This window comes from Sphingobium cloacae, from assembly GCF_002355855.1.
GTDB classification, from domain to species: domain Bacteria; phylum Pseudomonadota; class Alphaproteobacteria; order Sphingomonadales; family Sphingomonadaceae; genus Sphingobium; species Sphingobium cloacae.
Genome location: NZ_AP017660.1, coordinates 1 through 12950, shown reverse-complemented (window position 1 = coordinate 12950; position 12950 = coordinate 1). Strand labels below are relative to the sequence as shown.

The 12950-nt window shown below is 62.6% G+C and carries 10 protein-coding genes and 1 pseudogene; 3 read left to right on the top strand and 8 right to left on the bottom strand.

What is annotated here, in order from left to right; translation table 11 throughout:
• Window positions 1-666: 666 nt before the first annotated feature.
• Together SCLO_RS22265 and SCLO_RS22260 are read right to left on the bottom strand one after the other, a co-directional pair.
• Complete coding sequence (locus tag SCLO_RS22265) at window positions 667-1062, bottom strand: hypothetical protein (protein ID WP_051886961.1); 396 nt, start codon at window positions 1060-1062, stop codon at window positions 667-669.
• A 99-nt stretch (window positions 1063-1161) separates the two neighbouring features.
• Window positions 1162-1884, bottom strand: coding sequence for a GNAT family N-acetyltransferase (locus SCLO_RS22260; RefSeq protein WP_231923481.1), 723 nt, complete (start codon window positions 1882-1884; stop codon window positions 1162-1164).
• Between SCLO_RS22260 and SCLO_RS22255 the strand changes: the two genes are divergently transcribed.
• Window positions 1823-4732, top strand: a complete 2910-nt coding sequence (locus tag SCLO_RS22255) for a Tn3 family transposase (RefSeq protein WP_006961814.1) — start codon at window positions 1823-1825, stop codon at window positions 4730-4732. The genes SCLO_RS22260 and SCLO_RS22255 overlap by 62 nt on opposite strands.
• A gap of 142 nt (window positions 4733-4874) precedes the next feature.
• Window positions 4875-5741: a recombinase family protein gene (locus SCLO_RS22250; RefSeq protein WP_006961816.1), complete on the top strand. Its 867-nt coding sequence runs from the start codon at window positions 4875-4877 to the stop codon at window positions 5739-5741.
• Between the two features lie 74 nt (window positions 5742-5815).
• On the opposite strand, the pseudogene SCLO_RS22245 reads toward SCLO_RS22250, so the two are convergent.
• Window positions 5816-6418: pseudogene (locus SCLO_RS22245) on the bottom strand (recombinase family protein); the annotation flags it as partial.
• Between the two features lie 125 nt (window positions 6419-6543).
• On the opposite strand from SCLO_RS22245, the gene SCLO_RS22240 reads away from it, so the two are divergent.
• Window positions 6544-9435 carry a Tn3 family transposase gene (locus tag SCLO_RS22240; RefSeq protein WP_016746447.1) on the top strand — a complete coding sequence of 964 codons (2892 nt, stop codon included), beginning with the start codon at window positions 6544-6546 and terminating at the stop codon, window positions 9433-9435.
• 110 nt (window positions 9436-9545) lie between these two features.
• On the opposite strand, the gene SCLO_RS22235 is transcribed toward SCLO_RS22240, so the two are convergent.
• Genes SCLO_RS22235 through SCLO_RS22215 form a run of 5 tightly spaced genes read right to left on the bottom strand, consistent with a single transcriptional unit; the run spans window position 9546 to window position 12948 of the window.
• Complete coding sequence (locus tag SCLO_RS22235; protein WP_054590670.1) at window positions 9546-11237, bottom strand: type IV secretory system conjugative DNA transfer family protein; 1692 nt, start codon at window positions 11235-11237, stop codon at window positions 9546-9548.
• A 47-nt stretch (window positions 11238-11284) separates the two neighbouring features.
• Window positions 11285-11557, bottom strand: coding sequence for an antitoxin VbhA family protein (locus SCLO_RS22230; protein WP_007686155.1), 273 nt, complete (start codon window positions 11555-11557; stop codon window positions 11285-11287).
• Complete coding sequence (locus SCLO_RS22225) at window positions 11550-12485, bottom strand: HEPN domain-containing protein (RefSeq protein ID WP_007686157.1); 936 nt, start codon at window positions 12483-12485, stop codon at window positions 11550-11552. The genes SCLO_RS22230 and SCLO_RS22225 overlap by 8 nt, the downstream gene beginning before the upstream one ends.
• On the bottom strand, window positions 12482-12763 hold the full coding sequence (locus SCLO_RS22220) for a hypothetical protein (protein ID WP_007686159.1): 282 nt from the start codon (window positions 12761-12763) through the stop codon (window positions 12482-12484). The genes SCLO_RS22225 and SCLO_RS22220 overlap by 4 nt, the downstream gene beginning before the upstream one ends.
• The gene (locus SCLO_RS22215; protein ID WP_096362280.1) at window positions 12760-12948 is read right to left on the bottom strand and encodes a conjugal transfer protein TraD; all 189 of its coding nucleotides are present in this window, start codon (window positions 12946-12948) and stop codon (window positions 12760-12762) included. The genes SCLO_RS22220 and SCLO_RS22215 overlap by 4 nt, the downstream gene beginning before the upstream one ends.
• Window positions 12949-12950: the final 2 nt, after the last annotated feature.

The following is a 12950-nucleotide window of genomic DNA, read 5'->3' as shown; positions in this document are numbered from 1 at the left end:
GCCAAAAAAGCGAGGATTTCTGCGCCTTTCCGGGCAGGCCGAATTTCCGTAACACATCACTAAACCCATATTTTAACACTAGGCTGACCTGTGGATAACTTCAGCGGAAGATTATGACGAGAGGCTGGATCATCGTGGTTTCACCCACCAGCGTCCCGCCAGATCGGACAGCTTGTCCCGAAAATCGGGACAACGGCAGCGCGACTCACCAGCGCCGCGCTTCAGGCACAATCAGAAAGAAGAAAAACACCGCCTCTTGGGGCTTCGCCCCGCCGGCTCGCGGCCTTCGGCCGCCCCGGATCGCTTTAGCGATCCTCCCACCCGGCATCCCCATGATGAGCCGGCTTCGCCGGCACGCTTTTTGTTAGAAAGGGGATCGTTTAAACGCTGCGCCTCCATCGCAGCCACAGCGCCAGCGGCACCGTCGCAATTGGCTTTCCAGAAAAGCCAGGCGGATAGGACAGCGATCAATCCGAGAGGGCAGGGCAGGCGGAAATGTCGCCACAGGCGCGATTTCCGGGCCGCTGGGCCTCATTTCAGACGTTCGGCAAGGTCGGGGAGGGTTCGGCCGGCATGGCGCTCTACGGGCTTCCCAGGCGGCTGATTTTTTGGAAAGCTAGATCCTCGCGGGGTCAGAGGATCTAGCGCGTAGAATTTGAGCCGGTCCTAATGGCGCGTCCGCTTCTGTGGCGGCGGCGCTGCCATAAGCCCATCAAAGGCGGAGTCATCGCCCAATGCGTAGCGGCGCAGCGGATCATCCTCCGTCATGCGACCGGCCTGCACCTCGCGCCCGGTCACATACCGCAGCCGGTCCCGGTCCAGCACGCCATCGACAAGGCATTCCGCGCGCAGGAACATCCATATCTGGCCCTGGCGGTGTTGGGCGAAGGCTTCAACATTGCCGTTCGTCTCTTGGAGATGCACGGCCACCAGGTCGCAAACGAGATTGAATATCCGCATGAGGCCAAGCCGGCTTTCCTCATCGGTAATCGCCGCGTGCAGCTCCAACACTTCATCGCGGATCGCGGGGAGAGGGGCGGAACCGCTCTCTCCATAGGCCATGAGCCGGTCCCAAAGATCAATGACGCGCTGATCCAGGGGGCGTTTGCGGGAGGGGGCGGAATCCTACGCCAAGCTCGCCCAGATAGCCGGCGCGAGATCTTACTTGTTGCTGCCTTCTACGGTCGCGCCAGAAAGGCGACGGCTCAGTTCTATCCGGCGATGGCTACGCATTTTGAAGGTGTCTGGCCCAACGCGCCGATACTCAATGAAGCCGAGAGAACGCCAAAATCGCTCTGCCGCTTCATTCGCTTCCAGCACGGCCAACCGAATCTCTGTGGCACCTCTCGCAGCGGCCCAGCTTTCGACCGTCGAGTAAATTGAGCGTCCGACGCCACGACCACGCTGTGCGGCATCTACGATCATGAAGCCGAGATACCATGTGCCATCACGCGGATAATCGCGGAGGATGGCCGCGATTGCATATAGGCCGCCAGGCCCCTTCCATCCCAGGACAGCTTGATTGTGGGCGCTCTTTTCGGGCGGCACATCGGAGAAAAGCTCGCGAGCATCGTCCAGCGTGGGCGCGGCCCCGTCCTGCAACAGGAAATAGTCGCTGCAACGGTTGTACAGGTCTGCAACGTCTGCGGCGTCCGCTTGGGTAAGTTTGATCGGGGCTCCCGTCATCATCATCGCGTTTTGGCCCAGTCGGCCCGAAGCTGCGATTTTGGTCATCTTGGAGAACACGTCGGGAACGGGCTGGTTGTTGTTGACGATCGCCCATGCGAGGAACGACGTTCCGCTCCGATAAGGGAGCGGCGTTATGAGCCTTGGCGTTTCGAGTGGGGATCTGATCGGCTCCTGGAGCCTGAGTTTTTCGGACATCGCGTTCGTGACCGGCAAAGCGGAGACGGCACGACTGGGATTGGCGGTTCAGCTTAGATTTTTCGCCGGGCATGGCTTCTTTGTGCCGGATCATGCGTCGATACCCTCCGACGGTGTCTTGTATCTGGCGGAGCAACTTGGTCTCGATGCCAAATCCGTGAACCACTATGATTTTTCCGGGCGCACCGCCCGCCGGCATTGCGCGGAGATTTTGCGGCATCTCGGGTTCCGCCGTATGACGCAGACGGATCGCAGGGCGTTGTCGAGGTGGATTTCCGACGATCTTTGTGCGGGCGGGCAGCCGATCAATGCCATGCTCGAGCATGTTTTCCTGTGGTGCCGCGACCGCCGTATCTATGGGCCGTCGCGCAAGGAGCTGGAACGCCTCGTCCGTTCGCAACGACACCTCTATCTGGAGGCCCTGTTGGCCCGAGTCCGCGATCGGCTTGCGCCGGATGCGGTCGCCTTGCTGGAAGCCTCGCTCGCCGATCCCGATGGCCCGACCGGCTTCAACACGATGAAGGGGGATGCAGGTCAGGCGACGCTCGAAAACATTCTTGGCGTGACCGCCAAACTCGCCTTTATCCAACGGCTTGCTCTTCCCCGAGATTTCCTATCGGTCACGGGCAAGGCATGGGTCGATCAGATCGTTCGCCGGGTTGCCGGCGAGAAAGCCTCGGAGATGCGCCGGCATGTACCGGCGCGCCAGCTCGGGCTCTATGCCGTTTATCTGATGGCGCGGGAAGCTCAGCTTACGGATGCGATGGTCGACCTGCTGATCGAGACGGTCCATAAGATCGGATCGCGCTCGAAACGCAAGGTGGTGGGCGATATCGCGAAAGACATCGAGCGGGTCTATGGCAAGGAGCGACTCCTGGTCGAGATTGCCAGCGCTTCGATCGACGATCCATCCGGGCGCATCTGCGATGTCATTTTCCCAATCGCCGGCAAGGACAAACTGGCGGCGATCATCAAGGAAAGCCAGGCAAAGGGCGCCTTGGATCGGCGGATCTACAAGGTGATGCGGAGGTCATGGGCCAATCATTATCGCCGTATGCTGCCAAGCCTGCTTTCGGCACTGGAGTTCCGGTCGAACAACGCCGTGTGGCGTCCGGTGCTGGCGGCCCTGGACTGGATCAGAAGCAAAGTGGATGATGGATGCCGCTACGTGCCGCCGCACGCAGTGCCGGTCGACGAGGTCATTCCGGCGAGATGGCGCAGTTCCGTCATTGATGAAGAGGGGCGCGTAAACCGGATCAGTTATGAGCTTTGTGTCCTCGCGCAACTGCGCGATCGCATCCGTTCTAAGGAAATCTGGGTTGTCGGGGCGGACCGATACCGCAATCCCGATGACGATCTTCCCAAGGACTTCGATGCGCGGCGAGAAGCATATTACACAGGATTGAACCTGACGGCGGATGCGCGTGCATTTTCAAGCGCCATCCGGGAAGAGCTTGCTCAGGAACTGTTGCTCCTCAATGCCAATATTCCCCGGAACGACAAGGTTCGGCTGCTGTGGCGCGGCGAGAACCGTATATCTCTCACCCCGTTCAAACCCTTGCCCGAACCCAGGGGTCTCGCCTCGATCAAGACCGAGATCGGCCAACGCTGGCCGATGACCGGGCTGCTCGACGTACTGAAGGAGGCTGCCCTTGATACGGGACTTCTCGAAGCGTTCGAAACATCGGCCTCGCGTGTTGCACTGCCGAAAACCGCGCTGGATCAACGTCTCCTGCTATGCCTCTACGGCCTGGGAACGAATGCCGGGCTCAAGCGGATCGCCGGCGCCACCCCCGATGTCAGCTATGAAGAGCTGCTGCATGTCCATCGCCGCTTCGTTCATGCCGCGGCGCTCAAGGAGGCGTGTGCCAGGGTTGCGAATGCGACCCTGGCAATCCGCAATGCTGCAGTCTGGGGGGACGCCGGCACGGCCTGTGCGTCAGATTCCACAAAGTTCGGAGCCTGGGATCGCAACCTGATGACGGAATGGCATGCGCGTTATGGTGGACGGGGCGTCATGATCTACTGGCATGTCGAACGACGCGCGACATGCGTCTATTCCCAGCTCAAGCGCTGCTCTTCCTCCGAGGTCGCCTCCATGATCGAGGGCGTGCTGCGCCATTGCACCGACATGGAAATCCAGCGACAATATGTTGATAGTCATGGCCAAAGCGCGGTTGGCTTTGCATTTTGCCGGCTTCTCGGATTTGAGCTTGCACCCCGCCTGAAAGCGATCGCTCGCCAGAAGCTGGCTCTTCCCGATGTCGGCATGCGAACGCGGCTTCCCCACTTGCAGCCGATCCTCTCCAGTCCGATCAACTGGGATGAGATCGAGCAGCAATATGACGAGATGGTCAAATATGCAGCCGCGATGCAGACAAAAACCGCCGACCCGGAGGCGATCCTGCGCCGGTTTAGCCGCTCCGAGGTGATGCACCCGACCTACAAGGCGTTGAGTGAGCTGGGCCGCGCGGTCAAGACGATCTTCCTGTGCCGGTATCTGCGCGAGGAGTCCTTCCGCCGCGAAATTCATGAAGGCCTGAATGTCGTTGAAAACTGGAACAGTGCCAATGGGTTCGTTTTCTTCGGCAAGGGCGGCGAGATCGCCACTAACCGCATCGATGAGCAGCAGCTCTCGGTCCTGGCGCTACATTTGCTGCAAGCGTCGCTTGTCTATGTGAACACCCGAATGCTTCAGAGCGTGCTGGTGGAACCGAAATGGACGGGCCGGATGACGCCGGATGATTATCGCGGCCTCACACCGCTGATTTACAGCCACGTCAATCCTTATGGCCGCTTCGACCTCGATCTGAATAGCCGGATCGATTTTGGGCGGCTTGCTGCCTGACCGGGGCCTTTCCGCTCGCACCATTTGGGTGCACCCGAACGTGACGATCGGAAGTGACATATACGACATGTCACAAAAGGGTGGTTCCGTCACCAATGTTACTGTACGAGGGCAAAGCCACCCTAATGTGACGGATTTGCCCATGACCCGCGTCGGCTACGCCCGCGTCAGCACCATCGACCAGGATCTCGACATCCAGGTTGCCCGGTTGAAGGCAGCGGGCTGTGAAATCCTCCGCTCCGAAACAGGCTCGGGCGCATCGCGCACTGGACGCACGGAGCTTGAGACGATCATGCAGTTCCTGCGCGCCGATGACGAACTCGTCGTCCTGCGTCTCGATCGGCTCGGTCGCTCCACACGCGATGTTCTCAATCTGGTTCATGAACTCGACCAGAAGGGAGCCTCATTGCGGGTGCTTGAGCCGGAGGTGACGACGGCCGGAAGCATGGGGCGGATGGTGATCACCATTCTGGGCATGGTCGCGGACATGGAACTGACGTTCATCAAGGACCGGCAGCGCGCCGGGATCGAGGCGGCGCGCGCCGAAGGCGTCTACAAAGGCCGGAAGAAAAACATCGATGACGATGAAATCCGACGCCGGATCACCGCCGGCGCGAGCAAGGCCAGCGTCGCGCGCGACCTCAAGATCTCAAGAATGACCGTCTATCGGGCGCTTGACGTCATTCCTTCAAGGATCGGGCTGCCGGAAAAGCCGCCTTCTGTCACCATCGCCCTGCATCTGACCATCGAGAACTTCAACAAGCATGGTCGTGGCAGAAAGCCCGCTCGCGAGCGCATTGAGGCGATGCTGGAGCGGGATTACCAGATGCAAAAGACCGGGAACTGCGATTACACGCTGACCGTCGCCTATGATCAGGGTGCCGATGGCGTCAGCCTCGATGATGAGATCGCATCTCTCCAGACAGAGATGTTCAACATCGCAGAGAGCTACAGGTGCTCGATCGAGACCGATGTTTACGAGATTGGAGGACAAGAGCGAGCCTGGTAGATCGCCATGTTCAATCTTTGTTCTTCAACATGGCCAAAATCGCAGCTTCGGGCCGACTGGGCCGTTTTGGCAGCAAGCACGCGCTGACCGTAATCCCGGAGTTCCCCGTTGGGACCGACATAGCGGTAGAGAGTGACGCGCTCGATCCCGAGTTCCTTGCAGAGGTCGGAAACGGACGTGTCGCGTTGGGCCATAGCAGCCTGAGCGAGCCGCACCTGGGCCTTGGAGAGGGCGAACTTGCGGCCACCCTTGCGTCCCCGCGCGCGGGCAGCGGCCAGGCCAGCCATGGTGCGCTCGCGGATCATATCCCGCTCAAACTCCGCCAGTGTGGCAAAAATGCCGAACACCATCCGGCCCGATGGCGTCGTGGTGTCGATCTGCGCGCCCTTGCCGGTGAGCACCCGCAGACCGATACCGCGATCCGACAGATTCTGCACCGTGCTGACCAGGTGGGTGAGCGTTCGGCCGAGCCGGTCGAGCTTCCAAACGATGAGGACATCGCCGTCGCGCAACGATTTCAGGCAGGCGGCAAGACCGGGGCGATCATCACGGCTACCGGATGCACGATCATCATAGATATTGCCTGGCTCGACACCGGCAGCGCGAAGGGCATCGTGCTGCAGGTCGAGCGACTGCGAGCCGTCGGCTTTGGACACGCGGGCGTAGCCGATCAGCATGGATCACAAACGAAGGTTTGAGGCGGTGACGAACATGAGCACATAAGATTAGGCTATTGTGTATCTTAACCAGCATCTCAATCAAGCTATCTCAAACCGTAGCTCGGAAAGAATAAGGAGCATGTATGCCGCGTCGCGTGACCCTGACCGATCGACAGCGCGAGGCGCTGCTTCACTTGCCGGTCGATCAAGGTGAGCTGCTGCGGCACTATACCCTCAGCGATGAGGATCTCGGGCATATCCGCCAGCGCCGGCGCGCCCACAATCGTTTTGGCTTCGCGCTGCAACTGTGCGTCCTGCGCTACCCGGGCCGGGTGCTCGCTCCTGGCGAGTTGATCCCGGCGCAGGTATCGGATTTCATCGCGGCCCAGCTCGGCCTGACCAGCGACGATCTACTCCTCTATGCCGCGCGCGAGGAGACCCGGCACGAGCATCTGGCGGACCTTCGCCGAATCTACGGCTATCGCTCCTTTTCGGGGCGGGGCGCACGGGATTTGCGCGAATGGATCGCTCGGGAAGCCGAGGCGGCGACATCGAATGAGGATCTTGCCCGTCGCTTCGTTGCGGAGTGTCGCCGCACCCGCACGATCCTTCCCGGCTCCTCGACGATCGAGCGCCTTTGCGCCGATGCGCTGGTTGAGGCCGAGCGCCGGATCGAGGATCTTATCGCCCATCGCATCACGCCAACCCTGAGCGAGAATTTGGCTCACCTGTTGGAGGATACGGTGGATGGTCGCGTCACGCGCTTCGTATGGCTGCGACAGTTCGAGGTTGGCGCAAATTCAGCAGCCGCTAACCGGCTGATGGATCGACTGGAATATCTTCAAAGGTTCGATCTTCCGGCGGATTTGCTGGACGGCGTGCCGGCGCATCGTGTGACCCGGCTTCGCCGGCAGGGCGAGCGCTATTACGCCGACGGCATGCGTGATCTGCCCGAAGACAGGCGGCTTGCGATCCTCGCTGTCTGCACCCTGGAATGGCGGTCATCGCTGGCCGATGTCATCGTGGAGACCCACGATCGCATCGTAGGCCGTCTCTATCGGGCCTCCGAACGCCTTTGCAACACCAGGATCGCCGACGAAAAGGCGGCCGTTCGGGACACGCTGAAGTCCTTTGCCGAAATCGGTGGTGCTTTGCTTGGAGCGCAGGACGATGGCACGGCCCTGGACGGGATAATCGCCACCGGGCCTGGCTGGGAACGGTTCAGAACCCTTGTCGCCACGGCCTCCGCGCTGACCAACGTGCTCGCGGCCGACCCGCTCAGCCGTGTGCTGGACGGCTATCACCGTTTCCGCCTCTACGCGCCCAGGATGCTGCGCCTGCTCGACATGCAGGCGGCGCCGATCGCCACGCCTCTTCTGGCGGCCGTTGCGATGCTGCGTAACGGGATCAAGGTCGATCCGCCGGTGGATTTTCTACGTCCCAACTCGAAATGGCATCGTCATCTTCGCGCTGAGCCCAGCGGCGACCACCGGCTTTGGGAAATCGCGGTGCTGTTCCACATCCGCGACGCCTTCCGGTCCGGTGACATATGGTTGGCGGGATCGCGCCGCTATGGCGACCTCAAGCAGCTTCTGGTCCCGCCACAGGCGATAGAGCAGACCGCGCGGCTCGCCGTGCCGCTGCGACCCGGCGAATGGCTGGCCGAGCGCAGGGCTCGACTGGATACACGGCTGAAGGAGTTTGGCCGCGCGGCGCGAACCGGCACGATCCCAGGCGGCATCATCGAGAACGGCAAGCTGCACATCGACAAGCTGAGGGCCGACACGCCCGAAGGGGCCGAGGATCTCGTGCTCGATCTCTATCAACAGCTCCCGCCCGCGAGGATCACCGATCTGTTGCTGGAAGTCGATGAGCGAACCGGATTTTCCGAGGCGTTCACGCATCTGCGCACCGGCGCGCCCTGCAGCGACCGGATCGGCCTGATGAACGTGTTGCTGGCGGAAGGCGTCAATCTCGGTTTGCGCAAGATGGCGGCGGCGACCAACACGCACAGCTTCTGGGAATTGCTGCGGATCGCGCGCTGGCATGTCGAAGGCAGCGCCTATGATCGGGCGCTCGCCATGATCGTGGAGGCCCACGCCGCCCTGCCCATGGCCGCCTTCTGGGGACAAGGGCAATCGGCATCCAGCGACGGGCAGTTCTTCCTTGCTACCGAGCAGGGCGAGGCGATGAATCTGATCAACGCGAAATATGGCAACGTCCCGGGCCTCAAGGGATACAGCCATGTGTCCGATCAATATGCGCCGTTCGCAACCCAGGTGATCCCGGCAACGGTCAGCGAGGCTCCCTATATCCTGGACGGGCTGCTCATGAATGACGCGGGCCGCCGCGTTCGCCAGCATTTTGCCGACACGGGCGGCTTCACCGATCATGTGTTCGCCGCCTGCGCCTTGCTCGGCTACAGGTTCGCCCCCCGTATCCGCGATCTCCCTCAGAAAAGACTCTATGCCTTCACGCCCAACGCGACGCCGGCCAATGTGCGAGCGCTGGTCGGAGGTAAGATCAATGAACCGCTCATCGAGCGCAACTGGCCCGACATCCTGCGCATCATGGCGACGATCGCAGCGGGGATCGTCGCCCCCAGCCAGATTCTTCGCAAGCTCGCCTCTTACCCGCGCCAGAATGAGCTGGCCCTCGCATTGCGAGAGGTGGGCCGCATCGAGCGAACCCTGTTCATGATCGACTGGATTCTTGATGCCGGCCTCCAGCGCCAGGCTCAGATCGGCCTCAACAAGGGTGAGGCCCACCACGCCCTAAAGCGCGCCATCAGCTTCCACCGCCGAGGTGAAATCCGGGATCGATCCGGCGAAGGCCAGCACTATCGCATCGCCGGAATGAACCTGCTCGCCGCCATCATCATATTCTGGAACACCATGAAGCTCGGCGAGGTCGTCAATACCCGGGCCGCCAGCGGTACCCATATCGCGCCTGATCTACTCGCCCACGTCTCGCCGTTGGGATGGGAACACATCAATCTAACCGGGGAATATCGCTGGCCCAAATCCTTAGCGTAGGATTCCGCCCCCTCCCGCAAACGCCCCCATCCATATCCTATCCTTCCGCCCTTGGCGGCGGTTCTGACACTATACAACAATCGGCCTATCCCCTTGCTCGATAGTCCGGTTCACGGTTTGTCGAATCTCCCGGCGAACTCGCGATCGGCATAGTAAGCGAGCTTGGTCGCGACGATCGGGCGTTGCCCCGCGAGGAACAACAATTCCAGATTGGCCGGCATGGTGCGGACCTCATCGGGCGTGAGTAGGGGCCGCGCGACATGCTGCGACCCGAACGATATGCCGGTTTCCTCCGCGTCGATCGCGCGGCTCATGGTCTCGAACACGACCGTCTCCTGGCCGAGCAGATCGGAGACGAGCTTGGCGCTGTCGTGATCGTTGACCCCGAATATCTGCAAGACGCCGGCGTTCGACAGGAAGGTGCCGGCGCGGCGCTCGTAGAGCGCGCGGAGCTGGTGAACGTCCTGCAGGATCGGCCAGAGCTGGATGCCGTAGCCCGCCATCAGGCCCATCGCCCGCTCGACGGGTTCGAGACGGCCCAGCGCGGCAAATTCATCGAGCAGGAACAGGACGGGGCGGGCAGGGGAGGCCGGCGCGCGCGCGAGATCGGTCAGAGCTTGCGCCAGCATGAGGCGCAGCCAGCGCGCATAGGTGGCGAGCCGATCGGGCGGCAGCACCAGATAGACGGTTGTGGGCTGCGCCTTCACATCGGCGAAGGTGAAATCCGAGCGCCCCAGCACCGCCGTCATGCGCGGGGAATCGAGGAAATGAGTATGGCGCTGCGCGGCCGACAGCACGCCGGCGGCTTCGCGATCGGACTTGCCCAGGTGGCGGTTGGCAGCGCGCGCGATCAGGCCCCGCGCCTGCGTGCTGGCCGACATTTCCCGGAGCATCTTCTGGAAATTGTCGGGCGCGAAGGTGAGGCAGTCGCGCACGGCTTCCAGCGTGCGGTCCTCGCCTTGCGCTTGGCCGTCACAGGCCACCCACAGGAGGATGCCGGCGATCAGCGCCTTGGCTTCCTCGTTCCAATGCGCCTCGCCGGCTTCGCCGGGAGCGTCATAGACCAGCGCGTCGGCCAGCGTCATCGCGTCGTCGGCGAGATCGAGGCCGGCAGGGTCAAGACGATCGAGCGGGTTGAACGCGGCCCCCGAAGAACCAATTGGGGCCAGGCCGGTGACGCCGAACGGGTCGAGGACATGGACCGGGCCGAATTTGGCGCGATGGCAGGCGGTGATGCGGGCGTTCTCGCCCTTGGGGTCGATGCAGACGACCGGGCCGGGATAGTCGAGCAGGTTAGGGATGATCGTGCCCACGCCCTTGCCGGTGCGCGTCGGCGCGATCGTCAGCAGATGGGCGGGGCCGGCATAGCGCAGCAGCTTGCCCGACTTGCGATCACGGCCGATGAGCAGGCCGTCGCCATTTTGGGCGAGGGGGCGCGTCTCGCGATCGGTGGCGAAGCGGGCCGAGCCGTGGGTGTCATCGCCGGCAGGGCCGCCATATTTCAGGATCAGCGGTTGGAACAGCGCGCGCAGCGTGACGAGGATGATGACCAGGTCCGTCAGCATCATCACGATTTGGTAGATATTGGAATCGCGCGGCAGGCCGAGCAGTTTGCCAAGGATGAGCGGCACCCCAATTCCCAGCACCAAGGCGGTGATGAGAAACAGGACCAGGACGCCGAACAGGTGGCGGATGAGCGCGACCGGGCTGACGACAAGGGCCGTGATCGCCCATATCGGCTGCGCGCGCGCGATGCGGGCAAGGTTGCGGATCGCGCGGCCGAGCTGGCGGAACCATTCCATCATCAGGACTCCCTCCCATTATCATTTTTCCAGATATCCAGCGCGGCTCATGGCCGATCGCGGGCCTCCCATGCGGCTTCGAGTTCTGCGAGGCTGGCGAAATAGTCCTGCGCCGGCGCGCTTGCGGGCAGGCTGTTGGCATGAGCGAGCGCGGCGGCGATGTATTCGCTTTCGGAGAGTTCGCCGGCGACGAACCGGACGCCCAGCGCCGCCATTCCCGGCGAGAGAGCGAAGCCCGACAGCTCGATATTGGTCCGCGCGAAATCGATCGCCTTCTGGCGTCGGGCGCGTTCGTCGTCCGATATGGGATGCTCATTCATCGGCGGGGCTTTTCTCGGGGGTGTCGTCGCCGGCGAGGTGTTCGGCGCAGATCGCGCCGGCGATCGTGTGGAGATGCTTCACGCGGTCAACGAGCCAGGCCAGTTCGTCGGCGGTGATTTCATAGGCATGGGAATAGCGGGCCTCGACATAGGCGCGCTGCAACTGCGCGAAATGGCGGCGGGCGGCGCGGGTATCGCGCGGCCAGGCTTCGATCAGCCGGGGATCGAGATTTTCGGCGAGCGAGCGCAGGATGCCGAGACGGTGCGATTTGGGCGCGTAGAGCGTCAGGACGAGCAGCACGGCGTTATAGACCCGCTCGACGGCCTGGTGGAGCATGAACGCGGCATCGCGCGGCACGCCATCGGCAATGCTGTCCCGGGCGAGCTTGAGCGCGTGCGCGGCGAGCGGGAACCAGTGGTCGCGATGGCGCAGGGCTTCGGCGTGGCGTTCCTGCGCGTCGAGCTGGCGCGGCACGGCGAGGGCTTGCCCTGGCGCTTCGTAGAGGGCGATGCCGTCGCGGGCTATGTCGGCGAAGAAGGGACGGCCGCGCGCGAGCTGGTCGTTCACGTCCATCAGCGAATGCACGATGAAATTGACGGGTGTGGCGAGGTGCCTGGTGACGGTCAGCTCGCGCACCAGATGATCGTCGGCGACCGCCCACCATGTTTGCAGATCGGTGAAGGTGTCGGCGTTGACGACGACGAGCAGGTCATAATCGGAAATGTAACCGCTGGCGCGATCCTCGACCCAATCGCCGCGTGCGTAGGAGCCGAACAGGATCAGCTTGAGGATGCGGCCGCCCTTGCGCTTGTCCGAGAGCTTGGTTTTGACGGCATCCTCAAATTCATCGAACAGGACGCGGGCGACCCGTTCCAGCTCGCGGCGCTTGACGGCGGGCAGATGGTCGAGGCCGGTCCGCATCGTCATCCGATCGTCGCCGGCGAGATCGCCAGCGTCGGGTCGGCGTCGGGATGATCGAGGAGCTTGAGGACGATCGCGGTGGCGAGGGGAGGGGGCACGGATTCCTCGCGGAGCATGTCGAACAGGGCGTGTTCAGCCAAGTCGAGGTCCATGCCTTCGATCGCGAGATTGGCGCGTGCGTCGGCATCGTCCTCGCGCCATAGCGCGACTTCGGCCGGGGTGCCGCGCGTGAAATCGAGCGCGCGGACCTGGGCGCGGATCGCTTCGACATCGAGCCTGTTCATGGTGCGTCTCTCCCTTCCGCTTCCGCGTCGAACGCGCGCTTGCCGCGCCGCTTCCAGAGCATGAGCCGGTCGCGGTCCTCGCGCGCCTTGGCGGCCAGTTCGAGCAGCGCGCCGTAGAGGGTGGCGCGATCGTCGTCGGCCAGCTCGACCAAGCCGGCTTTCTGGACCAGGCCGCCCAGCTCTATGA

Coding starts and splice junctions, on each gene's coding strand:
- SCLO_RS22265 (WP_051886961.1), bottom strand. CDS start 1,062: ATGGCCTATGGAGAGAGCGGTTCCGCCCCTCTCCCCGCGATCCGCGAT.
- SCLO_RS22255 (WP_006961814.1), top strand. CDS start 1,823: ATGAGCCTTGGCGTTTCGAGTGGGGATCTGATCGGCTCCTGGAGCCTG.
- SCLO_RS22260 (WP_231923481.1), bottom strand. CDS start 1,884: ATGTCCGAAAAACTCAGGCTCCAGGAGCCGATCAGATCCCCACTCGAA.
- SCLO_RS22250 (WP_006961816.1), top strand. CDS start 4,875: ATGACCCGCGTCGGCTACGCCCGCGTCAGCACCATCGACCAGGATCTC.
- SCLO_RS22240 (WP_016746447.1), top strand. CDS start 6,544: ATGCCGCGTCGCGTGACCCTGACCGATCGACAGCGCGAGGCGCTGCTT.
- SCLO_RS22235 (WP_054590670.1), bottom strand. CDS start 11,237: ATGGAATGGTTCCGCCAGCTCGGCCGCGCGATCCGCAACCTTGCCCGC.
- SCLO_RS22230 (WP_007686155.1), bottom strand. CDS start 11,557: ATGAATGAGCATCCCATATCGGACGACGAACGCGCCCGACGCCAGAAG.
- SCLO_RS22225 (WP_007686157.1), bottom strand. CDS start 12,485: ATGACGATGCGGACCGGCCTCGACCATCTGCCCGCCGTCAAGCGCCGC.
- SCLO_RS22220 (WP_007686159.1), bottom strand. CDS start 12,763: ATGAACAGGCTCGATGTCGAAGCGATCCGCGCCCAGGTCCGCGCGCTC.